Source organism: Corynebacterium gottingense, from assembly GCF_003693265.1.
Taxonomy (GTDB): Bacteria; Actinomycetota; Actinomycetes; order Mycobacteriales; family Mycobacteriaceae; genus Corynebacterium; species Corynebacterium gottingense.
Genome location: NZ_RDRE01000004.1, coordinates 79,152 through 104,637, shown reverse-complemented (window position 1 = coordinate 104,637; position 25,486 = coordinate 79,152). Strand labels below are relative to the sequence as shown.

At 66.2% G+C, this 25,486-nt stretch carries 20 protein-coding genes; 6 read left to right on the top strand and 14 right to left on the bottom strand.

Translation table 11 applies throughout. The features are described 5' to 3' along the window. Positions 1-57 precede the first annotated feature (57 nt). A complete protein-coding gene (gene lepA / locus EAW56_RS03955) occupies positions 58-1,914 on the top strand; it encodes a translation elongation factor 4 (RefSeq protein ID WP_095546509.1) in 1,857 nt (618 codons plus the stop codon). On the opposite strand, the gene EAW56_RS03950 is transcribed toward lepA, so the two are convergent. Beyond that, positions 1,898-2,689 (bottom strand): CPBP family intramembrane glutamic endopeptidase, encoded by a 792-nt coding sequence (locus tag EAW56_RS03950; RefSeq protein ID WP_122085194.1) that lies wholly within the window; start codon positions 2,687-2,689, stop codon positions 1,898-1,900. The two genes, lepA and EAW56_RS03950, sit on opposite strands and share 17 nt — an antisense overlap. Then, positions 2,686-4,254 (bottom strand): aldose epimerase family protein, encoded by a 1,569-nt coding sequence (locus EAW56_RS03945; RefSeq protein ID WP_122085192.1) that lies wholly within the window; start codon positions 4,252-4,254, stop codon positions 2,686-2,688. The genes EAW56_RS03950 and EAW56_RS03945 overlap by 4 nt, the downstream gene beginning before the upstream one ends. Here EAW56_RS03945 and EAW56_RS03940 point away from each other — a divergent pair. Both EAW56_RS03940 and EAW56_RS12670 read left to right on the top strand, forming a co-directional pair. After that, positions 4,253-5,461 carry an alpha/beta fold hydrolase gene (locus EAW56_RS03940; protein WP_244213347.1) on the top strand — a complete coding sequence of 403 codons (1,209 nt, stop codon included), beginning with the start codon at positions 4,253-4,255 and terminating at the stop codon, positions 5,459-5,461. The genes EAW56_RS03945 and EAW56_RS03940 overlap by 2 nt on opposite strands. Positions 5,462-5,507: 46 nt before the next feature. Continuing rightward, positions 5,508-5,645, top strand: coding sequence for a hypothetical protein (locus EAW56_RS12670; RefSeq protein ID WP_165765481.1), 138 nt, complete (start codon positions 5,508-5,510; stop codon positions 5,643-5,645). Here the strand turns inward: EAW56_RS12670 and EAW56_RS03935 are convergent. The 8 genes from EAW56_RS03935 to brnQ all read right to left on the bottom strand — a co-directional run bounded on the left by EAW56_RS03935 (position 5,642) and on the right by brnQ (position 14,617). Further along, positions 5,642-6,607, bottom strand: coding sequence for a ribokinase (locus EAW56_RS03935; protein ID WP_095537328.1), 966 nt, complete (start codon positions 6,605-6,607; stop codon positions 5,642-5,644). The two genes, EAW56_RS12670 and EAW56_RS03935, sit on opposite strands and share 4 nt — an antisense overlap. Next, positions 6,604-8,046: an ATP-binding cassette domain-containing protein gene (locus tag EAW56_RS03930; protein ID WP_244213346.1), complete on the bottom strand. Its 1,443-nt coding sequence runs from the start codon at positions 8,044-8,046 to the stop codon at positions 6,604-6,606. The genes EAW56_RS03935 and EAW56_RS03930 overlap by 4 nt, the downstream gene beginning before the upstream one ends. After that, the gene (locus EAW56_RS03925) at positions 8,043-8,858 is read right to left on the bottom strand and encodes an ABC transporter permease (RefSeq protein WP_095553588.1); all 816 of its coding nucleotides are present in this window, start codon (positions 8,856-8,858) and stop codon (positions 8,043-8,045) included. The genes EAW56_RS03930 and EAW56_RS03925 overlap by 4 nt, the downstream gene beginning before the upstream one ends. Continuing rightward, the gene (locus EAW56_RS03920; protein WP_208636483.1) at positions 8,858-9,772 is read right to left on the bottom strand and encodes an ABC transporter permease; all 915 of its coding nucleotides are present in this window, start codon (positions 9,770-9,772) and stop codon (positions 8,858-8,860) included. The genes EAW56_RS03925 and EAW56_RS03920 overlap by 1 nt, the downstream gene beginning before the upstream one ends. 92 nt (positions 9,773-9,864) lie before the next feature. Continuing rightward, on the bottom strand, positions 9,865-11,340 hold the full coding sequence (locus EAW56_RS03915; protein ID WP_122085187.1) for an ABC transporter substrate-binding protein: 1,476 nt from the start codon (positions 11,338-11,340) through the stop codon (positions 9,865-9,867). 30 nt (positions 11,341-11,370) lie between these two features. After that, complete coding sequence (locus EAW56_RS03910; RefSeq protein ID WP_095555073.1) at positions 11,371-12,132, bottom strand: GntR family transcriptional regulator; 762 nt, start codon at positions 12,130-12,132, stop codon at positions 11,371-11,373. A gap of 85 nt (positions 12,133-12,217) precedes the next feature. Beyond that, positions 12,218-13,210, bottom strand: a complete 993-nt coding sequence (locus EAW56_RS03905) for an LLM class flavin-dependent oxidoreductase (protein WP_095547389.1) — start codon at positions 13,208-13,210, stop codon at positions 12,218-12,220. Between the two features lie 9 nt (positions 13,211-13,219). After that, a complete protein-coding gene (gene brnQ / locus EAW56_RS03900) occupies positions 13,220-14,617 on the bottom strand; it encodes a branched-chain amino acid transport system II carrier protein (protein ID WP_095535425.1) in 1,398 nt (465 codons plus the stop codon). Positions 14,618-15,012: 395 nt separating this feature from the next. On the opposite strand from brnQ, the gene EAW56_RS03895 reads away from it, so the two are divergent. From EAW56_RS03895 to efeB, 3 genes are read left to right on the top strand one after another with little or no spacing between them, the layout of a single operon-like run. Continuing rightward, positions 15,013-16,956, top strand: coding sequence for a phospholipase C (locus EAW56_RS03895; RefSeq protein WP_122085186.1), 1,944 nt, complete (start codon positions 15,013-15,015; stop codon positions 16,954-16,956). Positions 16,957-16,971: 15 nt separating this feature from the next. Next, positions 16,972-18,183 (top strand): EfeM/EfeO family lipoprotein, encoded by a 1,212-nt coding sequence (locus EAW56_RS03890; RefSeq protein WP_244213345.1) that lies wholly within the window; start codon positions 16,972-16,974, stop codon positions 18,181-18,183. After that, on the top strand, positions 18,183-19,430 hold the full coding sequence (gene efeB / locus EAW56_RS03885) for an iron uptake transporter deferrochelatase/peroxidase subunit (RefSeq protein WP_095275478.1): 1,248 nt from the start codon (positions 18,183-18,185) through the stop codon (positions 19,428-19,430). Before EAW56_RS03890 ends, efeB begins: the two co-directional genes overlap by 1 nt. 7 nt (positions 19,431-19,437) lie before the next feature. On the opposite strand, the gene EAW56_RS03880 is transcribed toward efeB, so the two are convergent. From EAW56_RS03880 to EAW56_RS03865, 4 genes are read right to left on the bottom strand one after another with little or no spacing between them, the layout of a single operon-like run. Beyond that, a complete protein-coding gene (locus EAW56_RS03880) occupies positions 19,438-20,577 on the bottom strand; it encodes a phosphotransferase (protein WP_122085184.1) in 1,140 nt (379 codons plus the stop codon). A gap of 10 nt (positions 20,578-20,587) precedes the next feature. Continuing rightward, positions 20,588-22,342: a maltose alpha-D-glucosyltransferase gene (gene treS / locus EAW56_RS03875; RefSeq protein ID WP_122085282.1), complete on the bottom strand. Its 1,755-nt coding sequence runs from the start codon at positions 22,340-22,342 to the stop codon at positions 20,588-20,590. Positions 22,343-22,348: 6 nt separating this feature from the next. After that, complete coding sequence (locus EAW56_RS03870) at positions 22,349-23,470, bottom strand: MalY/PatB family protein (RefSeq protein ID WP_095275574.1); 1,122 nt, start codon at positions 23,468-23,470, stop codon at positions 22,349-22,351. A 54-nt stretch (positions 23,471-23,524) separates the two neighbouring features. Next, positions 23,525-25,435, bottom strand: coding sequence for an ABC transporter ATP-binding protein (locus tag EAW56_RS03865; protein WP_122085182.1), 1,911 nt, complete (start codon positions 25,433-25,435; stop codon positions 23,525-23,527). Positions 25,436-25,486 lie beyond the last annotated feature (51 nt).

The window sequence follows — 25,486 nt, the reverse complement described above, 5'->3', positions numbered from 1 at the left end:
CGCAGCGGGCGGGACAAGTGGTTTCGCGTGGGTTGTGCCCGGTAGGATGGTGAAACTATGGCTGCCACTACGAAAAATTTTGCGGAAGAGACGTTTACTTCGCCCGAGCGGATCCGAAACTTCTGCATTATCGCCCACATTGACCACGGCAAATCTACCCTCGCTGACCGGATTTTGCAGTTGTCAAACGTGGTGGCTGCGCGCGAGATGCGCGATCAGTACCTGGACAACATGGATATTGAGCGCGAGCGTGGCATCACGATCAAGGCGCAGAATGTGCGCCTTCCTTGGACGCCTACGACCGGTGAGTACGCCGGTCAGGACACGGTGCTGCAGATGATTGATACCCCCGGCCACGTGGACTTTTCCTATGAAGTTTCGCGTTCCCTCGACGCGTGTGAGGGCGCAATCTTGCTTGTCGACGCAGCGCAGGGGATCGAGGCCCAAACCTTGGCCAATCTGTACATGGCCATGGAGAATGACCTGGAAATCATCCCCGTGCTGAATAAAATCGATCTGCCCGCCGCAGACCCGGATAAGTACGCGGGGGAGATTGCCAACATTATCGGTTGCGAGCCGGAGGACGTGCTGCGCGTCTCCGGGAAAACCGGCGAGGGCGTGGCCGAGCTGCTGGACAAGGTGGTCGAGCTCGTTCCGCCGCCGACGTCGGAACACGGCCCGGACGCGCCTGCGCGCGCCTTGATTTTCGATTCGGTCTACGACACCTACCGCGGTGTGGTCACGTACGTGCGCATGATGGACGGCAGGCTCGAGCCGAATCAAAAGGTGCAAATGATGAATACCGGCACCACGCTGGAGATCCTCGAGATCGGCGTCGTCTCTCCAACCATGAAGAAGACGAAGGGGCTGGGCCCGGGCGAGGTCGGCTACCTGATCACCGGTGTGAAAGATGTGCGCGAGACGCGCGTGGGTGACACGGTGACCTGGGCGCAGAAGGGCGCCACCGAGGCGCTGGAGGGCTTCGAAGACGTCAAGCCGATGGTCTACTCGGGCCTGTTCCCGGTCAGCCAGGAGGATTTCCCAACATTGCGTGAGAGCCTGGAGAAGCTCCAGCTCAACGACGCCTCCTTGACTTGGGAGCCCGAAACGTCGGTGGCCCTGGGCTTCGGCTTCCGCTGCGGATTCCTCGGCCTCCTGCACATGGAGATCACCCGCGACCGCCTCGAGCGCGAGTTTGACCTGGACTTGATTTCCACGGCACCGTCGGTCACCTACCGCGTGATCGCCGAGGACGGCACTGAGCACCTCGTGCACAATCCGTCGGATTGGCCGGGTGGCAAGTTGCAGCAGGTCTTTGAGCCGGTGGTCAACATGACGATCATCGTGCCGCAGGAGTTTGTCGGCTCCACGATGGAGCTGTGCCAGTCCAAACGCGGTCAGATGAAGAACATGGAGTACCTGTCCGAGGACCGCGTAGAGCTGCGCTACATCATCCCGCTCGGCGAGATTATTTTTGACTTCTTCGATATGCTCAAGTCGCGCACGAAGGGCTACGCCTCGCTCAACTACGAGGAGGCAGGTTGGCAGGAGTCGGACCTGGTGAAGGTAGACATCCTCCTACAGGGCGATCCCGTGGATGCGTTTTCCGCGATCGTGCACCGCGATTCCGCGCAGTGGTATGGCAACAAGATGACGAAGAAGCTCAAGGAGCTCATCCCACGCCAGCAGTTTGAGGTGCCGGTGCAGGCGGCGATTGGTTCGAAGATCATCGCCCGCGAAAACATTCGCGCGATGCGCAAGGACGTCCTGTCGAAGTGCTACGGCGGCGACATCTCGCGTAAGCGTAAGCTGCTGGAGAAGCAGAAGGCAGGTAAGAAGCGCATGAAGGCGATCGGTTCCGTGACGGTGCCACAGGAGGCGTTCGTCGCGGCCCTGTCTACCGACGAGGGTTAAACGCGGCAATCAGCGCCGCGGACACCACCGTCGCGACTGTGCCCAGGGGAGCGGAGCTTATCGACGCCCCCATCACCCACACGTTTCCTACCAGGTGCAAAACCCACGCGGCCTCGATTCCGTCGGTGCGCCAGGTCAGCCACGCCGCGCAGGCGGCAAACACGGCGACGTCGACAATCGTGCCGGTCCCGCCCGTGTGCAGCGCGACGAACGCGAGCGCGGGCAGGCCGTAGGCGATAGCAGGGTGTGCGCACCAGCGCCCGAACGCGCCCGAGCCAATGATCTGGGGGAGCGCGGCGCGGAACACGAGCTCTTCTGCTGCCGATTGCAGCGTGATCACGGCGCACAGCGCACACACAAACGCAACCGAGCGCGTTTCGTTCAGCGGGGTGGATTCACCGCTGACTCGTGCCCATAAGGCGGCGCCTGCCGTGGCGGCGGCGTAGACACCAATCGTGAGGGCGAGAGCGTGCCCCGCTACGGGCCACCTGATACGCCGCGTGGTTGACACCAATGACGCGGGGTGGCGTCCGGTGCATGCGGCGGCGAGGGGCGCCGACGGCAGCGTCGCTGCGAGAATCAGCAGCGGCTCAAAGAGTGCTCGCTGCGCGGGGTCGTCGAGCAGGATCCCGCGCGAGCTGCACAACTGGATGGCGAGCGCGGCGACGACGCCGAAGGCGGTGGCAAACGCCGCGAGCAGCGCGAGCTCTGCTGCGCGAACCCACGTGCTGCGCCCGGGGCGCGCGTCGGCGGTGCGATGGAGCGGTACCGTCATGCGCGCACGCTGCTGCCAGCAGTCGGAGTGACCGTCAGCGAGAGTTCTGCAGACGCACCCGGGGCGAGCTCAACACCTTCGCGGTTTTCGCCCAGGAGCGCGGGTTCGACGCAGACGAAGCGGGTCCAGTCGTCCGCGTGCAGCCCGTCGGCGGCGGCGCATTCCTCAGGGCCTGGGTTCCACACCACGACGTGGTCGGTGCCGTGGGTGCGGAAGGTGAGGGCGCGGTGGTCGTCGATAAGCATGCAGTCGTTGGTGGTGCGAACGACGCTGTCGACCTCCCGGCCAAATGCGAGATCGCCGTCAATCCTGCGCGCTTCACCCGCGACCTTGTCAAAGTACGGCTGGTCGGCGAGACCGGTGACGCGTGCGCGCGCGGTGTCGACGGCCCAGTAAGGGTGGAGCGCGAGCTGAATACGGCGAGACTCCTCGTCCTCATTGACCGCACGCAGCGTGAACGCGGGCTCGGGGCCGCGGCGGACGGTGTAGATCAGGCGGAGGCGATCGTTGCTGAGTTCCGCAGTGGTGGTCTCGCCAGTCTCCTCGATGACTATCCACGGCAAGGCGCGCGCCCACCCGTGCATCTGCGGGCCCAGCGTTTGTGCGAACCACGGCGCAACCACGGGGACGCCGCCGTGCTCGGGCCCGGCGGACGAGTTGAACAGGAGGTCGCCGGTGGGGTGGGGGAGGGTACGCAGGTGGGCATCGGTGGTTGGCATGGGGGCAACCTTACTGCCGATGATCGGCAGCGCGATGAGTGCGAGGGCGAACGCGCCAAGTTGGCCGACGATGGGCAGCAGGACGCGCGCCGATTCCAGATCAATAAGACCGGAGAACCTTGCGTACGAGACAGTGATGTTATTGACAATGTGCAGCGCCACCGAAAGCTCGATCCCGCCCGAGCGGTGGACCAGCAGCGAGGCAATCAGCGCGAAGACCACAATGGTGACCATGCCGCCGCCGCCCGCAGTGTGCCCCACGACGAAGATTGGCAGGGCCAGTAGGTATGCGAGCCATGGCGAGCGCATCCACGCGCCGAAGCTTTGCACCACCACGCCACGAAAAAGGAGCTCCTCAGCGAGACACTGCAGCGGCACCAGGCTGAGCACGATGGCGACGCTCCAGAAGAAGGTCGGGTCCAACGGGGTGGGAGGCGCGCCGTATATGACGATGTCTGCAGCGAGCGTGAGCAGGCCGGGCGCCGCAAACACTGCGAGCCCGGGCAGGAAGTAGTGCCACCGGAACCGCCGCTCGACCGACCACAGCGCGCGCACGTCGCGTCCTGAGGCCCACGCCGCTACGAACGCGGCCGGGACCGTCATCGCGAGTGCGCCGAAGCCAACCAGCATCGATGTGGGTGTGCCGTCCGCAATATGACCGATACTCTCTTTGCCGTTGATGAGAATGAACGCGACCACCCACACTGCCTGGAGTGCGACGAACAGTGCAGCGGCGACTGCGATCTCAAGAAGCGGGCGCCACCACCGGTACGGGCGGATGCGGTCGCGGCGTGCGAGGCGGTGGAAGGCGGGGATCATGCGGGAAGTGTCTACGATCGCAGGCATGGAGTCAACTGTAGAGGTCACCCGAGGCCAATGGTCCGTCTTCGCTCGCGTGTTGGGAGACACCGACGCCCCAGCGTTGCTGTTCTTGCAGGGAGGGCCGGGCTCGCCCGCGCCGCGCGAGCGATTCGCGTGGATCGAAGAGGCGCTGCGCCGCGGTTATCGAGTCGTGCTGCTGGACCAACGCGGCACGGGCCGGTCGACGCGCGTCGACGCCGCCACACCCGAGCTCATCAACGCCGATACGTTGGCGCAGCTGCGTGCGCCGGAGATCATCAAAGACGCGGAGGCGATCCGAGAGGAGCTCGGCATCGAGCGCTGGGACGTACTTGGGCAGTCCTTTGGCGGGTTCTGCCTGCTGCACTACCTCTCGGTCGCGCCGGACCATATCGGCGTGGCGATGTTTACGGGCGGGTTGGCGTCGATAAGCGAGAGCCCCGACGCGGTGTACGAGGCGACGTTTGCCAAGCTGCGCGCCCGCCACCGCGCGTTCAACCGCAGCTACCCGGAGGCAGAGCGCACGATGCGCGAGGTGTGCCGCCACCTTGAGGCTGCCGAGGAAACGCTGCCGACAGGGGAGCGGCTCACCGCGCGCCGCTTCCGCACCGTCGGCATTGAGCTTGGGCGCGAGGGCGGCTTTGCGACGCTCGCGAGCCTCCTCGAATCACCCTTCCACCCCAACGGCCGACTGCGCACCGACTTCCTCGCCAACGTTGGCCAACGAGTCAGCTTCGCGGCCAACCCGCTCTACGCCGCTATCCACGAATCCATCTACGGCGGCACCGTGCCGGGGGCGACGAACTGGTCTGCCGAGCGGGTCTCGCGCACCATCGCGGGGTTCGGTCCCGACGCCTCGCCAGACGACGAGGAGTTCTACCTCACCGGCGAACACATCTTCCCCTTCCAGTTTGACGAGGACCCCGCGTTGCGCCCGTTCAAGGACGCGGCGCACGCACTCGCGGAGAAAACGGATTGGGGTAACCAGTACGCGGGCGTCATCGACGGCGCGGCGGCGCACGAGGCTGCGGGCGGCAGACACGTTGCAGCCGTCTACACCGACGACATCTTCGTACCTCGCGAGCTGTCGCTGGCCACCGCCGACGCGCTGGGAGTGAGCGTGTGGGAGACTGCAACGTACCAGCACGACGGCCTTCGCCGACACGGGACGGAGGTCATTGGGCGGCTGTTGGAGATGGCTGCGCAGCGGTAGTGCGTGTAGGGTGCACGCGCGGTTGCGCGCGGGCTATGATCGGGGCATGCAACGACCGGTTCCCCGCGAGCAAGTGCAGTTGAGTCCCGCCGAGGCGCACGAATTTGAGGACCTCACGGCCGTGTTTGAGCGAGTTGAGGAGCACCTGCTGAGTTGGTCTCTGGTGCCCCGCATCCGCGACTAGCGCGCAGCCCCCGGCAGCTCGTCACCGGAGTTTGGGTACGACGGCTGGGCGCCTGGGCGCTGGACCGAAAACGCGCCGACGCGCGCCGCGTAGGCGGCCGCGTCATCCAGCGAGTCGCCGGCGACGAGCCGGAAGCACAGGGCGCCAGCGAACGAGTCCCCGGCACCGACAGTATCTACCGCCGTCACGCGCGGGCTCGCGATGTCGCGCAGGCCGTCAGCATCGGCGACGAGCGCGCCCGCCGCACCAAGCGTGAGGACGACCGACGCAACCCCCGCGTCGAGCAAGCGCTGCGCCAGTTCGGGCGGGGTTCCCGAGCCGTCGAGGCCAAGCTGCGCCAGGATCAGGCCGGCCTCGTGTTCGTTGGCGAGCAGCGGATCGGCCGTGAGCAGCGCGTCGCGCGGTACGTCGACAACGGGCGCAAGGTTAATCACCACCCGCCCGTGAGCCAGCTTGACGGCCTCGGCGAACCCGTCCGCCGGAATTTCGCCCTGCAACAAGACCAGCGGCGCCTGTTCGATGGGGGCACGGTGCGCGCGCACGAACGTTGCGTCGACCAAAGCGTTTGCGCCGGGGATGACCAGGACGGTGTTTTCGCCGTCGGCGGCGACGGTAATCACGGCGAGCCCGGTGACGTCGTCGACGTCCTCGAGGTGGTCGAGGTTCACTCCAGCTTCGCGCATGAGCGCGGTCGCTGGCGTGGCGTTCGCGTCGCGTCCGACGGCGCCGACGAGCGCCACGCGCCCGCCAAGCTTGGCTGCCGCGCACGCCTGGTTCGCGCCCTTGCCACCGGCGGTGATGCCACCGCCACTGCCCAGCAGCGTCTCTCCGGGCTCGGGGTGCCGCGGCACGTTCACGGTCAGGTCAGCGTTGACGGAGCCGACGACAACAATGTCGGCTGTGGCTGTGGTGTTCGCTGTGTTGCTCGTTGCGGCGGGACGGGGTGCGCTGTGTTGGCTCATAGGTCCTCATCGTACGGAAGATCGGTCGGGGTCTCGTAGGGGATGATCGCGTCGAGGAGCTGGTGGGTGTACTCGTGCTGCGGGTCGGCCCAGATTTTTTCGGTCGCTCCGTGCTCGACGATGCGCCCGCGGTGCATGACCGCCAGCCGTGGGCACAGCTCGCGGGCAACCTGTAAGTCGTGGGTGACAAAGATGAGCGTGCCGTCGCCGACGGTGGAGCGAAGCAGGTCGAGCACCTGGTGCTGCACGGATGCGTCGAGGGCGGAGACGGGCTCGTCGGCAAGCAAGAGCCCGGGGCGCGGCGCTGCGGCGCGGGCGATCGAGATGCGCTGGCGCTGCCCGCCGGAAAACTCGCTCGGCAGTCGCGATCCCGTCCCACCGAGCTCGACGGCGTCAAGCATCGCGTCGGCGCGCTCGGCGTCGACGCCGGCCTCGCGGATGGAATCGCGCACGCGCATGCGGGGGTCCAGCGACGAGTACGGGTCCTGGAACACCATGTGCAATCGCTTGGAAACACTCACCTCACCGGAATCCGGGGCCAAAAGCCCCGCGATGACGTGCAGGAGCGTGGTCTTGCCGGAGCCGGACCCGCCGACGATGGCCACGCGGTCGCCCTCACGCACGGTGAGGCTGACACGGTCGAGTGCCCGCGTTGCCCCGCGGGTCAGTGTGACGTCGGCAAGCTCGACCACGGGTTGGCGCAGCTCACGGTCGTGCGTATGCGGATCTGCCGCGGGCGGGCCCGGCTGCGCGGCGCGTGCGAGCGACCGGGCGTACTCCCCGTCGGATTCCTCGATGCGCCCGCGGTGGAAGACAAGGGTGCGGTCAGTCATATGGTGCACGACCGCGAGGTCGTGGGAGATGAACAGCAGCCCCATGCCTCGCTCGGTGACGAGCGAGTCGATGAGGTCGAGGACCTCCGTTTGCGTCGTTGCATCGAGCGCGGTGGTCGGCTCGTCGCAGATGAGCACGTCGGGGTCCTGCGAGAGGGCGAGCGCAATGAGGACGCGCTGGCGCTGTCCGCCCGACAACTGGTGTGGGTACGCGTCCGGGCGATCCACGCCGACCTGGCGCAACAGGTCGCGGGGGACGAGCCGCCCAATCCTGGTCAGGGGATCCAGCGCCGTCATCGGTTCTTGGAACACCATGGCGACGCGTTGCCCGCGTACCTTTCGGCGGGTCCTGTCGCGGGTCCCCACCATCTCGATGCCGTCGACGGTGACCGAGCCTGAGGCCGGCGGAAGTCCAGGCTGGTCGGCGAGTCCCATGATGGACAAGGCGGTGAGCGACTTGCCCGAGCCGGATTCACCAATGATGCCGACCCGCTCGCCGCGTTCGAGGGTAAAACTGACGTGGTCGAGGACGCCGGGGATGGTCAGCCCGTCGACGGTGATGAACGGTGCCGACGAGCCGTCTGCGGTGCTATTCGCCAAAATCACTGTGCCCTCCGTTCGGTTCCGGTGCCGAGCAGGTTAAACCCGAGCACGGTCAGCGCGATGGCCAACCCGGGCCACAGCGCTAGGTGCGGGGACGTGGCCAAGAACGGCTGCGACGCCTGCAGCATGCGCCCCCACGACGCGTACGGCGCCGGGGTACCCAGGCCGAGGAAGGAGAGCCCCGCCTCCGCGAGGATTGCGAGCGCGAACGCAACTGACAGCTGCACCGTAATAATGGGTGCGATGTTGGGGAGGACGTGCCGCAGCGCGATGCGCCACCCAGCAACGCCAGAGATGCGTGCGGCGAGCACGTAATCCTGGTGCATGATCTGCATAGTGCCGACCCTGGCGACGCGGATGAATCCGGGCACGCCGGCAATGCCGACAGCGAGGATGACCACCCACATCGACGCACCGAACACGGCGGTAAAGACGATGGCCAGCAGCAGCGCGGGGAACGCCAGCAGCAGGTCCGCGCCCGCCATGACCACGCCGCCGCCGCGGCCTGCTGCGCCACGCATTCCGGCGAGGACGCCCAGTGGAACACCGACCAGGGCGGAACCGGCGACGGCGGCAAGCGAGACCGCAAGCGTGAGGCGTGCGCCGTCCATGATGCGAGACAGAATGTCGCGGCCGAGCTCGTCGGTCCCCATCCAGTGCTGCCAGCTGGAGCCGACCAGGCGAGCGGCAGGGTCGGCGTGTAGCGGGTCGTACGGAGTCCATACCAGGGAGAGCAGCGCGGCGAGCACTGCCACCGCGACGAGCACGAGCCCGAAGGTGCGCCCCGCTCCGAAGCGTTTACGCGTTGTCACCATTATGCGAACCTCCCCGGCCGCCCAGCTTGTCTCGTTCGCGGATCGATCGCGGCGTAGCTGACGTCCACCGCGAGGTTGACCGCGAGCGTAAACGCGACGATGCACATCATCACCGTTTGGACCGCGGTGAGATCGCGGGTCGACACGGCGTCGATAAGCATGCTCCCGAGGCCAGGCACCGCAAACACGCGCTCAATCACCACAGCGCCAACGATGAGGGTGGACAGTTGCACGCCCGTCACCGTCAGTACCGGCAGCGCGGCGTTGCGCAGCGCGTGGCGCGCCAGGGCAGTGCTTACCGACGCCCCGCTCGCCCTCGCCGTGCGCATATAGTCTTTCGTGAGCTCCTCCGAAATCGCAGCGCGCACGTAGCGGGTGAGGATCGATGCCTGCACCAACGTCAGCGCGAACACCGGCAGCACGATGTGCGACGGCGTGCCCCACCCGTTCGCGGGAAGCCAACCCAGTCGGACGGAGAAGCCCGCGACGGCGAGGATGCCCACCAGGAATGAGGGGACCACGATGCCGACCTGGGTCAGCGCGTTGATGAGCGCGGCGTCGGCGTGGCCGCGGCGGCGCGCCAGGTAGGTGCCCGCCGGCACCGCGATGGCCAGCGAGCACACCATCGCGATGACGGTCAGCGTGAGCGACGCGCCTGCGCGCTCCGCCACGACGGGGGCGAGCTCAGTGCCGCTGGCCATGGAGATGCCGAAGTTTCCGGTGAGCATCCCACCTACCCAGTCCAGGTACTGGACCACGAGCGGACGGTCGGTGCCCAGCCGGTGGGAGAGCTCCGCGACCGCCTCGTCGGTTGCGCTCACGCCGAGGGCGACGCGCGCCGGGTCGCCGGGGACGGCGCGGAGCAACACGAAGATGATGACGCTCGCGGCGAGGAGTAATAGGACAAAGCGCAGGAGCGCGCGGCCGAGGCGCGCCGCGAACGCGGAGGCACCACCCCTGGCTCTGACGGTGCTGTCCGCACGGTGCTCGCGCGAAAGGAGCTTGCTCACCGTTCTACCTCCTTTAACGGTAGCGAGTCGGTGACGACGTTGGGGTTCAGGCCGTGCACGCCCGGGGCGTAGAGGACGACGTTTGGGGCGTTGACCAGGGTGAGCGCGCCGGCGTCCGCCATGATCGTGTCCACGGCGTGCACGCGGTCGCCGCTGCCGAGCGCGGCGCGTGCTGCTTCGGAGTCGTAGCCGAGGTAATAGTCGGGGTCGCCAAACAGCACACCCAGGTCACGCGGTTCCACGTGCGCGACCAAGGACGCCTGGTAGTCGTGCCCCTTGAGCACGTCTGCGAGCCAGACCGCGGGGAACTCGACCGTTTCAAGGTGAACGCGGAATCCGACGTCGGTGAGCTGGGAGTAGATAAGTTCGCTGGCCGTTTGCGCGTACGGCAGGTTCGGCACGGTGATGGTGATTTCCGGAGCGCGCCCGCCGAGAAGCTCTCGCGCGCGTTCCGGATCGTAGGGGTAGTAATTCTCGCCCGTATACCAGGGGTCGGTCGGCGGCACGGGTGCGCCGCCGGTGTCGGTGGCGAGTCCGTTGTACACGACGCTATTCACCGCCGCGCGGTCGATGGCAAAGGCAGCAGCGCGGCGGACGTCGGGGTCATCAAACGGAGCGCGATTATTATTCATGGAAAATAGGACCTCGCCGTTGGTGGTGCCGATGTCCACCGTGATGTCGTCGGGGAGCGCGTCGATGAGCTGCGGTGCCTGCATCGCCCACACCACGTCGGCGTCGCCAGTGCGCAGCGCGTTGACAGCGGCAATCGAATCGTCGAAGTAGCGGATTTTGGCGTCGTGCTCGGCGGGCTCGCCCCAGTAGTCCTCGCGCGCACTGAATTCGATGGCTTCGCCGACGCGGAAGTTGTCCACTACGTATGGGCCGGTCCCGAGCGGATCCGTGGCGAGCCGGTCCACGCTCGCCGGCGCCATCATCGCGCCGGTCAGCGTGCCCATGGACCATAACCAGTCCGGGCTCGGGGAGTCGAGCGTGACGCGGAGCGTGTGCTTATCGACGCTCACCGCTTCCCGCACCGGCGCCATCTGGCTCTTCAGGCCGTTCGTCCACTGGTCTTTGACGTAGTTGATGGAAAACGCGGCGGTGTCGGCGTCGAAGGGGGTGCCGTCGGCAAATGCGACGTCGTCGCGCAGGTGGAAGGTGTATTCGGTGCCGTCGGTGCTTTCCTCCCAGCTGGTGGCGAGGAACGGCTGCGGTTTACCCGATTCGTCGATCCGGACCAGGGTTTCGTAGACGTTGCCCATCATCGCCTGGGGGACGGCCGCGCCGCCGGTGGTGGTGAAATCCAGGCTGGCGGGTGCCGCTTGCGTGGCGACGACGACTTCTCCGCGGGCATGCTCGGGGGCCGCGTCCGTGTCTCCTCCGCTGCCGCACGCTGCGGTGGTCAGTAGCGCGCAGGACGCGGCAAGCGCCCCGGCGAGCCGGGGAAGGTGGGAACCAGCTGTGGAAGCCATGGGCAGAGTGTAACGGGGTCCACGCGGCGACTACGAATCGATTTCAAACCACAGGGGGGACGAGTGCCCCCGCACATTGTTCAGCCCGATGGTGATCATGTCGGCGCGGTAGGTTTGCACCGCGAGCTCGACGGGCCTGCCTGAGTGGTCGAAGACGCGCATCTCCACCTGAATCACCGGTGTACCTGGGGCGATGTCGAGCGCGTCCGCCTCGTTGTCGGTCGCGGCGTGGACCGTCAGCGCGCGGGACAGGTTGTTGAAGTCGATCCCACTACTCACGAGGCGGCGGTGAATGGAATCGTGCTCCGGATCAACCCCGTCAAGGGCGTTGGTCACACTGGGGTGGAAGTAGAGAGACTCGATCACCAGCGGGGCACCGTCGGCGGTGCGGGTGCGCTGCACGGTCACCGCCTCGTCGCCGCCGGGGACGCGCAGCACGTCCGCCGCGTGCTCGGGCAGCGGGGCGAGGCCGTAGTGCTCCAGGACCTGGCCGGGGGCCTTCCCCAGGTTCACAATCCAGGCCGTGTTGGACAGGATCTCTTCGAACGACTCGGTGCGGATGTTGGAGAGCACGAGCGAGCGCCGGCCGCGGCCGGAGGAGATGAGTCCCTCGGCACGCAGGGTGGCCATCGCCTGACGGACGGGGCCGCGGGACGAATTGAACTGCTCGCACAGGTCCGCCTCAGAGGGGAGTGGTTCGCCCGCGGGGATCCGGCCCGTGAAGATTTCATCGCGCAGATGCGCCGCGATTTCCTCGTGTTGTTGCGGGGGGCGAAGCGGCGAAACGGACATGACACTCTCCCAGCTATAGCGCGCCTAAAAGTATGAACTCGGCTAGACCCTATACCAGGATCCTGAGTGTTCACGCATCGGCGAATTAATGTTTCCAGTGGCTTGCGAGGATGTCCATGGAGGCGAGTACTTCCTCGTGGCTGGGTGCCTGCAGCGAAATCATGAGCTCGTCCGCGCCCGTGTGCTGTGCAAACCAGTCGAGGTACTCGACGACTTGCTCGCCGGTGCCCTGTGCGGTGTACCGCAGCATGTCAATGATCTGCCGGCCCTGGTAGGAGTTGACGACGGCGTCCAGTTGGGCGTCGTCAAGCACCTGGCCCCTCCGGCCCAACATCGCGCGCACGCGGTTGCGGTGCACCAGCCCGGTCTGCCGCTCCGCGTCCTCCTCGGTTTCCGCGGCGGTGACGTTGACAGCGGCCACACAGTACGGCTCGGGGTAGCGCTCGGAGGGTTCGTAGTTTTCGCGGTAGTAGGCGGTGGCCTGCTCCAGGTGTTGCGGCGCGAAGTGGGACGCGAACGCGTAGGGCAGGCCCAGCTTGGCGGCCAGGGACGCGCCGAACATGGACGAGCCGAGGATGATCAGCGGCACGTTGGTGTTGAAGCCGGGGACGGCGGTTACGCCCGGGAGCGGCGACTCGTTGGACAGCCATGCCTGGAGCTCGAGGACATCCTGCGGGAAATTTTCGGCGGCGCGGGGGTCGCGTCGCAACGCACGGCCCAGTGTTTGCTGGTCGGTGCCGGGGGCGCGGCCCAAGCCCAGATCAATGCGGCCGGGGTAGAGCTCCTCGAGCATGCCGAACTGCTCGGCGATGACGTAGGGGGAGTGGTTGGGCAGCATCACGCCGCCGGAGCCCAGGCGGATGCGCTCAGTCTTGGCGCCGATGTGGGCGATGAGCACCGCGGGCGTGGAGGAGACAATCGAGCTCATGTTGTGGTGCTCGGAGTACCAGATACGCGAATACCCCAACGACTCCGCGTGCTGGGCGAAGGCTACGGAGCGCTCCATGGCCTCGCCGACGGATTCGTCGGGGTAGCGGGTGCAAAAATCAATGAGTGACAGTGGGGCACGCGTATTCATGCCCCCACACTACGCGGTGACTACGTCACCGTCGACGGTCTCGTTGGTGCCCACCGCCATCGGCGTCTTGGGGTGTGCCCAGTCGATGGCCAGGCCGATGAGGAAGGCGATGACAACCGGGACGATCCACCCCAGTCCCTCGGCGTGCAGCGGCAGCCAGGACACCAGCGGCGTGAGCGCGTCCGCGCCCCACCCCTGGGAAATGCAGGTCTCGATCGCCGAGTAGATCACAGCGACCCAGATGGGCAGGAAGAACGCCCAGGTAAAACGGGTGCGCTTGGCAAACGCCGGCTCGACCAGCGTTACCAAGATCAGGGAGATGGCGGGCGGGTACAGGAAGCCGATGACCGGGGCCGCAATCGTCATGACGAAGTCGAGGCCCTGCGTTGCGATGACCATCGACGTGACGGTGAATACGACGGCCCAGATCTTGTAGGAGCCCGGGAACTGCGAGGAGAAGTACTCGGCGGTCGCGGTGATCAGACCGACCGACGTGGTCAAGCATGCGAGCAGGACGATCAGCGCGAAGATGATCTGGCCCGCCATGCCCATGGTCAGGTTGGAAGCGTCTGCAAGCAGGCCCGCGCCGTTGTCGTACTGGGTGGGGTTGGGGATGACGCGGCCGATAGTGCCCAGGCCGAGGTAGATGGCGCCCAGCATGATGCCCGCGCCAACGCCGGCGAGGATCGTGCCGCGGACAATTTCCTTGCCCTCCTTGAACCCCTTGAACTGCAGCGTGGAGATGACCACGATTGAGAACGCCAACGCGGCGATGGAGTCCATGGTGAGGTAGCCCTCGAGCAGGCCGGAGGTGAACGGGCCGTCTGCGTAGGTCTCACTCGGGGCGGAAGGCTCCGCGTCCCACTTGACAATGGACACGGAGATCATGATGATCAGCAGGACCACCAGGGCGGGCACGAGGAATTTGCCCAGGGTTTCCATAATGCGGGTGGGGTTCCACGCCAGCGCCAGGGAGACTCCGAAGAAGATCACGTTAAAGACGGCGGAGGCGAACAACCCGTCCCACCCAAACAGCGGCGTGATCGCCGTTTCCATGGACACGGCGCCGGTGCGGGGCAGCGCGTAGAAGGCGCCGATAGACAGGTAAGCGAGCACCGGAAAGACGACGCCGAAGACGGAACCGGCGCGCTGCGCAAGGTCGCGGACGTTCGCGCCGGACATGGCGATCGCGATCACCGCGAGCACTGGCAGGAGTGCGCCGGTGCCCAGGAAGCCGAGAATGGCGGGCCAGAAGTTGTCGCCGGCCGAGACCGCCAGCATCGGCGGGAAAATTAGGTTGCCAGCACCGAAAAACATGGAAAACAGTGCGAGCGCGGTGATGACGATCGTTTTCGTCTGGCCGCCGGTGCTGCCCGAGGCTCCGGCGGACGTTGCTGTGGAACTCATTGAAACCCTCCTTGTAGGTGTTGGGTGGCTTTCAGCGTACATCGAAGATTCCATTTTTGGGAAACATTGTCCCAAATAGTGGAAAATTTGGGGAATGTAACTAATTTGCCAGCGGGTTTGCGGCGATAAGCGATCGGCGCGAGCGGAGCGAGAAAGTGGAAAGTTAGGCAAACTGTTGGTGAATTTTGCGTCAACAGTAGGTGTGATCGGGCGAGAATTTCACTATTGTTCCAGCTCACAGGATTGAACGCGCGGGAAATGGATGGATTGACAGGCTTTGCAAAGTGACCTGGCGGGAATTTAAATAGGCGCTGAAAGGATACGGTCCTCGCGCAGGGGTGCCGCAGCTTTCGTCGTTACCGCAGTATCCGCTTACTTCAAGATTGGACTTCGCCATGAAGCTTCGTCACCGCGCTATCGCCGCGTGCGCCGCAGTCGCCGCGACCACTGCAATCGTCCCGGGTGTGGCCCAGGCCGACACTAAGACCCCGATCGAGCACGTCGTGGTCATTTACTCGGAGAACATCTCCTTCGATCACTACTTCGGCACCTACCCCAACGCCGCAAACCTCGACGGCGAGAAAATGCAGGGCTCGGGCAACGACGCCCCGAAGTTCACCGCCAAGAAGGACACCCCGAAGGTCAACAACCTGGAAAACAACGACCTGCTCGGCGAGAAGAACCCGAACTCCACGAAGCCGTTCCGCCTCACCCCGGGCCAGGCCGTGACTACGGACCAGAACCACCACTACGGTGACGAGCAGAAGGCCTACAACGGCGGCAAGATGGACAAGTTCGCAGAGACCGTGTCCACCGATGTGGACAAGTACGGCGAGGGCTCCTTCGCCACTGTCGGCACGACCATGGGCTACTACGACGGCAACACCGTCACCGGCCTGTGGAACTACGCGCAGAACTTCGCCATGAACGACAACTCGTTCTCCACCATCTTCGGCCCGTCCACCCCGGGTGCGCTCAACCTGATTTCCGGCACCGTGGCCGACGCCACCATGCACGACCCGGCCACCGGCGAGCAGCAGAAGATCGTCGACGGCCAGAACCACGCCCTCGCCGGCGTCTCCGAGGACGGCAAGACCGCGACCGTCGTCGGCGACCCGGACCCGCTGTTCGACGACTGCTCCAACTCCTCCTCCGCGGGCACCAACCAGGTCACCGCGATGCACTCCAAGAACATCGGTGACCAGCTCAATGAGAAGGACATCACCTGGGGCTGGTTCCAGGGCGGGTTCCGCCCGACCGAAGAGGCAACCGATTCCTCCCGTGCACGCTGCGGCGCCGCGCACAAGACGCTGACCGGCCAGGATAAGACGGACTACAACCCGCACCACCAGCCGTTCCAGTACTACGCATCCACCGCGAACCCGCACCACTTCGCGCCGTCCAGCGATGAGATGATTGGTAAGACCGACCGCGCGAACCACCAGTACGACCTGACCGACTTTGACAAGGTCATCGAGCAGGGCAACCTGCCGGCCGTTTCCTTCCTCAAGGCCGCGAACTACCAGGACGGCCACGCCGGTTACTCCAACCCGTACGACGAGCAGGCCTTCATTACCCACTACATCAACGAGCTGCAGAACTCGCCGGAGTGGGACTCCACCGCGGTCGTCATCGCCTACGACGACTCCGACGGCTGGTACGACCACCAGGCACCGACGATCCTCAACGGCTCCAACGATCCGCACCAGGACGCGGAGATCTGCACCGCGGCAGCCAAGAAGGTCGGCGTCGCGGGCGACAAGCACGGCCAGTGCGGCCCGGGTACCCGTCAGCCGCTGCTGATCGTCTCCCCGTACGCAAAGACCAACTTTGTCGACTCCACCTACACCGAGCAGACCTCCATCACTAAGTTCATCCAGGACAACTGGGGGCTGGGCCGACTGGGAGGCATCGCTTTCGACGAGCGCGCCGGCGAGCTGAACAACATGTTCGACTTCAACGGTGAGAAGGCGCCGAAGCTGTTCCTCAACGAGACCGACGGCACCGTGGCCAAGGATTACGCCTCGATTGAGAAGGTGGACAACACCTCCCGCGAGATCTCTAACCTCAAGCCGGTCGCAGAAGGCATGAACAACCCGCTGGTCACCGAGAACGGTGTCGCCGAGGTGGCCAAGATGGTCAACCGCGACGCGCAGCCGGGTGCGCAGCAGCCGGGCAAGGGTGATCCCGCCGGCGAGCAGGACGGATCCTCCACCGGCGGCATCATCGCCGCGGTCGTCGCCGTCCTTGCTGTCCTGGGTGGCATCGGCGCTTGGGTCATGAACGGCATGCCGGGTCTGCCCGCGAATATCAAGGACTCCATCAAGCTCCCGTTCTAAGGCACACGCTCAGCAATGCAGGAAAACATCCAATACGCTCTGGCGGCGCTGGCTGCACTCATCGCAGTCATCGTCGGCATCGTGCACATCCCAGGAATCTCAAGCTCGAGTGGCACGGAAGGCTCGAGTGGCTCCTCGTCGCAGTCGCAGGGCCAGCCTTCCACGCAGCCCTCCGCGCAGCCCGCACCGAGTGACAACCCCGACCAGCTCACGCTGCACGTGCGCGACGTGTACAACTGCCCGTCGCCCGGGGATGTGCAGGACCAGGCGAATTGGAATGTCTACAACACCTCAGGCCTGGCCCTCACCGTCTACGTATCGGACGATGACGGCTACGCCTACCAGGTCCTCGAGCGCGTCGGCTTCCCCGCCGAGCGCGCCTGGACCCCCAAACTTCAAAACGGCACGTACCACCTGACGTGCGTGTTTCACAGTGATTCCGCGGTGAAGTCCGAACCGTTCCAGGTCACCGGATCCCCCATCACGGACGCCCCGAAGATGGTGCCCATCACAGACCGAGAAGTCGCCGCCGTCTCCACCGCCCACGCTGCCGCGCAGAAACAGCGCGTCCCCGAGCTGCAGGCCAACGCGCAGGCGCTTGTCGACGCCACCCGCTCCGGTAACCGCAGCGAGGCGCAGGCCTCCTACCTGGCATACCTGGAGACGTACCGCTCCTTCGACGACGCGTCCGAGATGTGGCCGGGCGCGGCACTTGGCGGGTACGAGGACGTCGAAAAGCTGCTCTTCTCTGAGGCACCGGTGCAGGACGCGGTGGCGCCCGCGGAGGCGCTGGCCGACGCCGTCGACAAGGCGGCGCACGCGCTTCAGACCATGCACTTTGCCATCCCGGCACCCGATTATGGGCTGCGCACGCACGAGGTGATGGAGGAGTTCGAGCGTTTTGACATGCGCGGCGAGCGGGACTTCGGCGCACACGCGCTGCCCACGGCGCTGCGCGGAAACGTGACCTCGACCCGGGCGACGATGGACCCGGTGCGCGAACTCGTGGAGGGGCGCGGCCTGGACACCACCCCAATTTATGACCAGCTGGACGCGCTCGAGCAGCTCGCCAACGAGATGGACGCGAAGTACGGCGCCGGCGGCACGCCGACGGCCTACGACGACTGGGAGCAAGACGACCGGCTGAGGCTACAAGCCGAGGTCGCCCGCGCGAATGAGCTGCTGGCCACGGTGGCCACCATGACTGTGATCCGGAGGATGAACTAGTGACCTGCCCGTTCCACTTCAACCGACGCACGTTCCTCGCCGGCGCCGCCACGGCCACGGCGGCGCTTGGGGTCCAGGCGACGACGCAGGCGCAGCAGGCGGACTCGCCCCGGGGCGACGGCACGCCGCGCTCCGACAACGCGACCGTGAACAACCCGGAGGCGCGCCTGGAATTCCACGGCGAGCACCAGCAGGGCATCATCAACCAGCCGCAGAAGTACGCGGAAATCGTCGCCCTGGACATCCAGCAGGGGGACCGCGCCCGCCTGGAGCAGCTCCTGCGCACGATCACCGAGCGCTCCCGCGCGCTCACGGCCGGGGGCGCGACCGCCGTCGACGGCATCGCATTCCCCGCCAGCGACTCGGGCGAGCTTGGCCCGGACCTGCCCACCGACAACCTGTCCATCACCCTCGCGGTGGGCGAGTCCCTCTTCGACTCCCGCTTCGGGCTCGCAAACCGCAAGCCCGCCCGCCTGCGCGCGATGGAGGCGTTCGCGGACGACACGCTCAACCCCGATCTCTGCCACGGCGACCTGGTGCTGCAGATCTGCGCCGACCAGCACGACACCGTGACCCACGCGCTGCGCGACATCTTGCGCCACACCCGCGGCGACGTTGCCGTGCGCTGGCGCCAGAACGGCTATATGAACGAGCCCCGGCCGACCGGCACGCAGCGCAACCACCTCGGGTTTAAAGATGGCATCGTCAACCCCTCGCCGAAGCAGTTCGACGACCTGGTGTGGGTGGGCGACGGCGAGCCCGACTGGACCGCGGGCGGCAGCTACATGGTCGTGCGCCTGATCGCCATGTATACGGAGTTTTGGGACCGCATCTCCATCGCGGAGCAGGAGCAGATCTTCGGCCGCGACCGCGCCACCGGCGGGCCGCTCTCCGGCGGCGACGAGTACGCCGCCCCGGACTACCTCGATGACGCGAACGGCGACGTGATCCCCACCGACGCACACATCCGCCTGGCCAACCCGCGCACCCCGGAGACCGCGGACCAGCTCATGCTGCGCCGCGCCTACAACTACGACAACGGCGTGCGCGACAATGGCACCCTCGACGTCGGCCTGCTCTTCGTCTGCTTCCAGCAGGACTTGGAGCGCCAGTTCGTCACCGTGCAGAAGCGCCTGGAGGGCGAGCCGCTCGCGGACTACATCCGCCCCTACGGCGGCGGCTACTTCTTCGCCCTGCCCGGCGTCGCCGACCAGGACGACTACTTCGGCAGCGCCCTACTGGCCTAATCCGCTCCTACACCAGGTCGCGGATCGCGTCGAGGGGGATGTCCACCCAGTCCGGGCGGTTGTTCGCCTCGTAAATCACCTCGTAGGCGGCCTTGTCCACGATGTAGGCGGCGAGCAGCGCGTCGCGTTCGGCGCCGTACCCTGCGAGCAGCTTCTCGACGCCGCCGCGCTCCCATTCCACGTCAAACCCGCCGACGGCGCGGGCGTACCCGTACGAGCGCACCATCCCGGCCACGTCACGCAGCCGATGGTCCGGGCGGCGCCGCTGCGCGAGGGGCCGCGCCGGCTCGCCCTCGAAGTCGATGAGGTACCACCGCTCGGGGGTCTTGAGCGTCTGTCCCAGGTGCAGGTCGCCGTGGACCCGTTGCACCGGCACGGTTGACTCAGTGCGGCCGAGCTCCGCGTAGAGCTCGCGGATCCGCGGGGCGAAATCGGCGAGCAACGGTGCGCGGCGCACGTATGCATCCAGGTTTGCGGTGAGCGTGTCGGCGATCGCGCGCGTCGGCCGTTCCTGGACGCCGAATGCGTGGGCAAGCGCCTCGTGCACGGTCCGCATCGCGCGCCCGAGCGACTCCGCCTGCGCGGCGACCTCGGCCTCCGGCAGCGTCCCCTCGCCGGAGCCCCCGGTAGTGAGCACGAACCCGTCGATGCCGCCGCGGATGAATTCCTGCTGCATCGCTAGCGTCTGCTCGCCGCGGGTGACGTAGGCGTTCACGGCGGCGACGTGCGGGCAGTCGCCGATGCGGGTGAGCAGTTCAACGTCCGGGTTGAGGCCGTCCTCGAGGTGGCGGAACACCTTCACAATCGTGTTGCCGACGACGAGGTTGGTGTTGGACTGCTCGGCGCCCAGTGGGGTAGCGGCGCCGGTGATCAGGTCGCCGTGGACCTCGCCGAGCTCGGGGAGCGCGGCCACGTAGGCGGTGGCCCCGGAGTCGGTGCTCAGAATGTCCTGCGTCTCACCGCTCGCCGACTCCGCAAGGAGGACCTGGTAGGTGTCCGAGTCGGCGCCGCGTGCGACGTCGAGAAGCTGCCACTGCGCCGTGGCACCGCAACCAGCGACGGCGATCGGCCGCGCGGTGGCGACGGTGATCGCGTCGATGGTGTCTGACTTTGCGCCGTAGAATCGTTGCGAGGCGAGATCGAACATGCCGCCCTCCCTAGGAGATGTCGAACCAGAAGAAGCCGTGCGGCGCGAGGGTAACCAACCAGGGCAGCTCGCCGATGGCGGGGAACTCCAGGCCGCCGGACAGCTCGCGGGGAACGACGCCGGCGTACTGCGAAAGGTGCATCTCCACCGCTTGCGGGCGCGAGCTCATGTTGTGCACGCACAGGATTCGCTCGACCCCGCCGCCGGGGGTCCCGTCCGCGGAAGCGTCGTACTCGCGGATGAAGGCCAGCACCTGCTCGTTGCCGTGGTCCACCTCTATATACGAGCCGCGCCCGAACGCCTTGTACTGCTTGCGAATGTGCACCTGCGTGCGCACCCACTGCAGCAGCGAGTTCTCGCGGTCCATCTGGGATTCCACGTTCACGATGTGGTAGCCGTACTGGTCGTTGCGCACCGGGGGCAGGTAGAGCCGCTCCGGTTCGGCCTTGGAAAACCCGCCGTTGCGGTCGTTGGACCACTGCATGGGCGTGCGCACGCCGTCGCGGTCGGGCAGCCAAATGTTGTCGCCCATGCCAATCTCGTCGCCGTAGTACAGGAACGGGGAGCCGGGCAGGCTGAGCAGCAGGGCGTGCGCGAGCTCCAAGCGGTCGCGGTGCCCGCCGAGCAGTGGGGCGAGGCGGCGGCGGATACCCACGTTGGCGCGCATGCGCGGGTCGGATGCGTAGTGCTTGTACATGTAGTCGCGCTCTTCCTCCGACACCATCTCGAGGGTGAGCTCGTCGTGGTTGCGCAGGAAGATGCCCCACTGGGCGGACGCCGGGATCGCCGGGGTTTCGCGCAGGATGTCAATGATGGGCGTCGCCGATTCCTGGTGAATTCCCATGAAAATGCGCGGCATGACGGGGAAGTGGAACGCCATCTGGCACTCGTCGCCGGAGCCGTCGGGGTTGCCGTGCTCGTCGGTGCCGCCGTCGCCGAAGTACTCCACCACCTCGGCGGGGAGCTGGTTGGCCTCGGCGAGCAGGAAGCGGCCGGGGTATTCCTCGTCAAAGAGCGCGCGCACGCGCTTGATAAAGCCGTGCGTCTCCGGCAGGTTTTCAGACGAGGTGCCCTCGCGCTCGAAGAGGTAGGGGATGGCGTCGAGGCGGATGCCGTCCATGCCCAGGTCGAGCCAGAAGCGGATGATGTCCAGGATCTCCTCCTGCACAGCCGGGTTGTCATAGTTCATGTCCGGCTGGTGGGAGAAGAAGCGGTGCCAGAAGTACTGCTTGCGCACCGGGTCCCAGGTCCAGTTGGATTCCTCGGTGTCGATGAAGATGATGCGGGTGCCGTCGTACTGGGTGTTGTCGTCGGTCCACACGTAATAGTCGCCGTACGGCCCATCCGGGTCCTGCCGGGACGCCTGGAACCAGGCGTGGGAGTCGGAGGTGTGGTTGATGGGAAAGTCCGTGATGATGCGGATGCCGCGTTTATGCGCGGCGTCGATAAGCGAAATGAAGTCTTCGACGGTGCCGAACTCGGGCAGGACCTTGCGGAAGTCGCGGATGTCGTAGCCGCCGTCGCGCAGTGGGGAGTCGTAGAACGGCGGGATCCACAGGCAATCCACCCCCAACCACTGCAGGTAATCGAGCTTCTCCTCCAGCCCCTTGAGCGTGCCCAACCCCGTGCCGTCCGGGTCGTAGAAGGCGCGGACGAGGACTTCGTAGAATACGGCGTCCTTGTACCACTCGGGGTCGGGCCGCTCCCAGGGCTGTTCCGGGGGTGCGGGGGGTAGGTAATCTGAGGCCTGCGGGGTCTGCTCCATGCCCACCTACAGTAGGCGAATTGCCCCCGCCATGCGCTCGACTGCCTCGCGCAGGATCGCGGGGCTGGTGGCAAAATTCAGGCGCGTCTTGTGCCGGCCACCGGGGCCGAAGCTCACGCCCTCGTTCATGGCCACCTTCGCGTGCGTGCGCAACCAAATGGCCGGCTTTTCCGTGGTCAACTTGGTATTCCGGAAGTCCAGGAGCATGAGGTAGGTGGCCTGCGGGACCTCGACCTCGATGCCGGGAATTTCGCGGGGAAGGGTTTCCACGAGCCAGTCGCGGTTCTCGCGCAGCTGCGCAATTTCACCGTCGAGGAAGTCACCCCCGTCCCGGTAGCACGCCTCGGCGGCGACGATGCCGAGGGTGCCCGTGCCGTCTTTCGCCACCCCGCTGAGTCCCTGCCAGGTCTTGACATCGGCGTCGTTGGAGAAGATCAGCTGCGCGCACTTCAGGCCCGCCACGTTCCAGGCCTTCGATGCCGCCGTAATAGTGATGCACACGTCCGCATTGTTCGCGGCCGCGCACGTGTGGACGCCGTCGTAGACCAGCGGCGCGTGGATCTCATCGACGATCACACGCGCGCCGTGGCGGCGGGCAAGGGCACAGATCTCATCGAGCCGCTCGGGCGTAAAGGTCCACCCGCCGGGGTTGTACGGGTTGGTGAGCACGAGCGAGCCCGCGCCGCGGGCAAACGCCGCGTCCAGTTCGTCCAGGTCCAACCCTGGCACGGCGCGCACGTTGATGCGCACGCGTCCGGCGGTCCCCGCCACCTCCAAGAACGGGTGGTAGGCGGGCACCGGCACGATGACCGGGCCCTCGGTGAAGTGCTGGATGGATAGCAACACGCCGCGCACCACGTCGGGGATGGGGAAGATGCGCGCGGGGTCCGGCCGCCAGCCGTAGCGCGCGTCGTAGAAGTCGGCCACCAGCCCAGGCAGCTGCTGCGCGCTCGGGGCGGGGGTGTAGCCGAACATCTCGCGCTCGACGGCGTCGGCGATCGCCGCGCGCACGGGCTCGGCGGTGGTGAAGTCGCTCTCGGCGATGAACAGCGGCAGTACATCGTCGTCGTACTGGGTCCATTTGCGGGTTCCGCGTGCGCGGAGTTGCTCAAGCTCGGGGAAATCCATGGCCCCAAGCTTAACGACGCCCACCCGCCCCCTCCGCCACGCCGCCGCGCGGGATCAGGCGTTGTGGGGCTGCGCGGCGCCCTCCGCGTCCGCGGCGTCCTCGTCCTCGGCGTCGTATTCGCCGTCTAGCTGGAAGCCGAAGGACTTCAGGCGCGCCCGGTCCGCGGCGGACGAGGACGCGGTGAGCGTGAGCAGCTCTGAATAAATACCGCCGGAGGCAGCGAGCTCCGCCGGCGAGCCGATCTCATCGATCCGGCCGTTGTCCAGGGTGATGATAGTGTCCACGTCGGCGATGGTGGAGAGGCGGTGCGCGATCATGATGGTCGTGCGGTCCTTCATCAGCTCGTCCAGGCCGGCCTGCACGGCGCGCTCCGCCTTGGTGTCCAGGGCCGAGGTTGCCTCGTCGAGCACCAGGATGGGTGCGTCCTTGAGCATGGCGCGCGCGACGGCGACGCGCTGTTTCTGCCCGCCGGACAGCCGCAGGCCGCGCTCGCCGATGACGGTGTCGTAGCCGTCCTTGAACCGGGTGATGAAGTCGTGGGCGTTCGCGCGCTTGGCCACGTCGATGACCTCCTCGCGCGTCGCGCCGGGCTTACCGTAGGCGATGTTTTCCGCCACGGTGCCGGAAAACAGCGCGGGTTCCTGGAAGACCACGCCGGAAGACGCGCGCAGTTCCTCCACGCTCAAGTCCTCGAGGTTGCGGCCGCAGATGGTGAGCGTGCCGTCGTGAAGCGGGTAGAGCCCCAGCAACAGGTTGACGATGGTGGACTTGCCGCCACCAGACTCGCCCACCAGCGCGATCTTTTCACCCTCGTGCGCGGAAAAGGTCAGGCCCTCCAGGACTGGCTCGCCCGGGTTGTACGCGAAGGAGACGTCGTCGAACGCGATGACCGGTTCGCGTACCTCGAGCGGCTCGTGCGTCACCTGCGTCAGCTCCGGCACGCCTGTGGACTGGGTCGCGGCGACGAGCTCGCGGTTGGCGGTGGGCTCGTTCGGCTCGTCCATCACCGTGAAGTAATCGCGCGAGCCCGCGATGGCGCGCTGCGCGGCGTCCACGATCCAGCTCATCATCTGCGCGGGCTGGCGAGCCATGGTGACCATCTGGATGAGCATGACCATCTCGCCGATGGTGAAGTCGCCGTGGAGCGTGCGCACGAACAGGATCAGGTAGATGCCCAAAAAGACCGCCGTCATGGCGATGCCGCGCACCGTGTCCATGCTGTGCCACCAGCGCGACTGCGGGCGCGTGATGTCCACGGTGTTGTTGTAGTGGGTGCCAAACTTGTCCAGCTCGCGAACCTCCGCCACGAAGGACTTGGTCACCTTGACCTGACCGACCACCTCGGCGAAGCGGCCGTTGCCCTCGTCGATGTTGGCGTTTTTCTCCTGCTCGAAGCGCTGCCACCGCGTGGACGTGAGCGCCGTGAGCCACATGTAGAGCGGGAACAACAGCGCCAGGAGGATGGTGAGCGGCCAGTAGTAGTACGCCGTGATCGCCAGGATCGCCACGACCTGCAACAGCATCGGCAGGAAGCTGTTGGCAAAGGACTGGATGAACTGGGTGACGTTTGCAATCGAGCGGTCCAGGCGGGCGATGATCGTGCCCGTGACCTGGTTGTCAAAGTAGCGCTGCGGCAGCGCGAGCAGCTTGGCAAAGTAGCGCGTGGACATGATCTGTCGGATGCGCGCCACCATCACGTCGCCCAGGTAGCCGGCGACGTTGCGCAGCAGCGCCGCAGCGGATTCGGCAGCAAACAGCGCGATGGCCAGCCACACGACAGCGCGCACCGGCGACGGCCCCTCGCTGCCACCGCTGACGTATCCGACGATGGTGTCGGTGGCCTCCCGGATGATGAAAGGGGAGACCAACCCCAACGCTGCGACACCGGAGGAAATGATTACGACGGCGAGGTAGTAGGGCCACAGCGCAGAGGCGCTGCGGAGGACACGCAACAATGACTGCATAATTTGGTTAGGGTACTAGGGCTGTACAGTGAGGAAGAATTGGAAAGCGCC

Coding starts and splice junctions, on each gene's coding strand:
- EAW56_RS03915 (WP_122085187.1), bottom strand. CDS start 11,340: ATGGCTTCCACAGCTGGTTCCCACCTTCCCCGGCTCGCCGGGGCGCTT.
- EAW56_RS03905 (WP_095547389.1), bottom strand. CDS start 13,210: ATGAATACGCGTGCCCCACTGTCACTCATTGATTTTTGCACCCGCTAC.
- treS (WP_122085282.1), bottom strand. CDS start 22,342: ATGGAGCAGACCCCGCAGGCCTCAGATTACCTACCCCCCGCACCCCCG.
- EAW56_RS03870 (WP_095275574.1), bottom strand. CDS start 23,470: ATGGATTTCCCCGAGCTTGAGCAACTCCGCGCACGCGGAACCCGCAAA.
- EAW56_RS03890 (WP_244213345.1), top strand. CDS start 16,972: ATGCAGGAAAACATCCAATACGCTCTGGCGGCGCTGGCTGCACTCATC.
- EAW56_RS03895 (WP_122085186.1), top strand. CDS start 15,013: ATGAAGCTTCGTCACCGCGCTATCGCCGCGTGCGCCGCAGTCGCCGCG.
- EAW56_RS03880 (WP_122085184.1), bottom strand. CDS start 20,577: ATGTTCGATCTCGCCTCGCAACGATTCTACGGCGCAAAGTCAGACACC.
- EAW56_RS03910 (WP_095555073.1), bottom strand. CDS start 12,132: ATGTCCGTTTCGCCGCTTCGCCCCCCGCAACAACACGAGGAAATCGCG.
- EAW56_RS03935 (WP_095537328.1), bottom strand. CDS start 6,607: ATGAGCCAACACAGCGCACCCCGTCCCGCCGCAACGAGCAACACAGCG.
- EAW56_RS03945 (WP_122085192.1), bottom strand. CDS start 4,254: ATGCCTGCGATCGTAGACACTTCCCGCATGATCCCCGCCTTCCACCGC.
- EAW56_RS03940 (WP_244213347.1), top strand. CDS start 4,253: ATGGAGTCAACTGTAGAGGTCACCCGAGGCCAATGGTCCGTCTTCGCT.
- EAW56_RS03950 (WP_122085194.1), bottom strand. CDS start 2,689: ATGACGGTACCGCTCCATCGCACCGCCGACGCGCGCCCCGGGCGCAGC.
- EAW56_RS12670 (WP_165765481.1), top strand. CDS start 5,508: ATGCAACGACCGGTTCCCCGCGAGCAAGTGCAGTTGAGTCCCGCCGAG.
- EAW56_RS03925 (WP_095553588.1), bottom strand. CDS start 8,858: ATGGTGACAACGCGTAAACGCTTCGGAGCGGGGCGCACCTTCGGGCTC.
- lepA (WP_095546509.1), top strand. CDS start 58: ATGGCTGCCACTACGAAAAATTTTGCGGAAGAGACGTTTACTTCGCCC.
- brnQ (WP_095535425.1), bottom strand. CDS start 14,617: ATGAGTTCCACAGCAACGTCCGCCGGAGCCTCGGGCAGCACCGGCGGC.
- EAW56_RS03865 (WP_122085182.1), bottom strand. CDS start 25,435: ATGCAGTCATTGTTGCGTGTCCTCCGCAGCGCCTCTGCGCTGTGGCCC.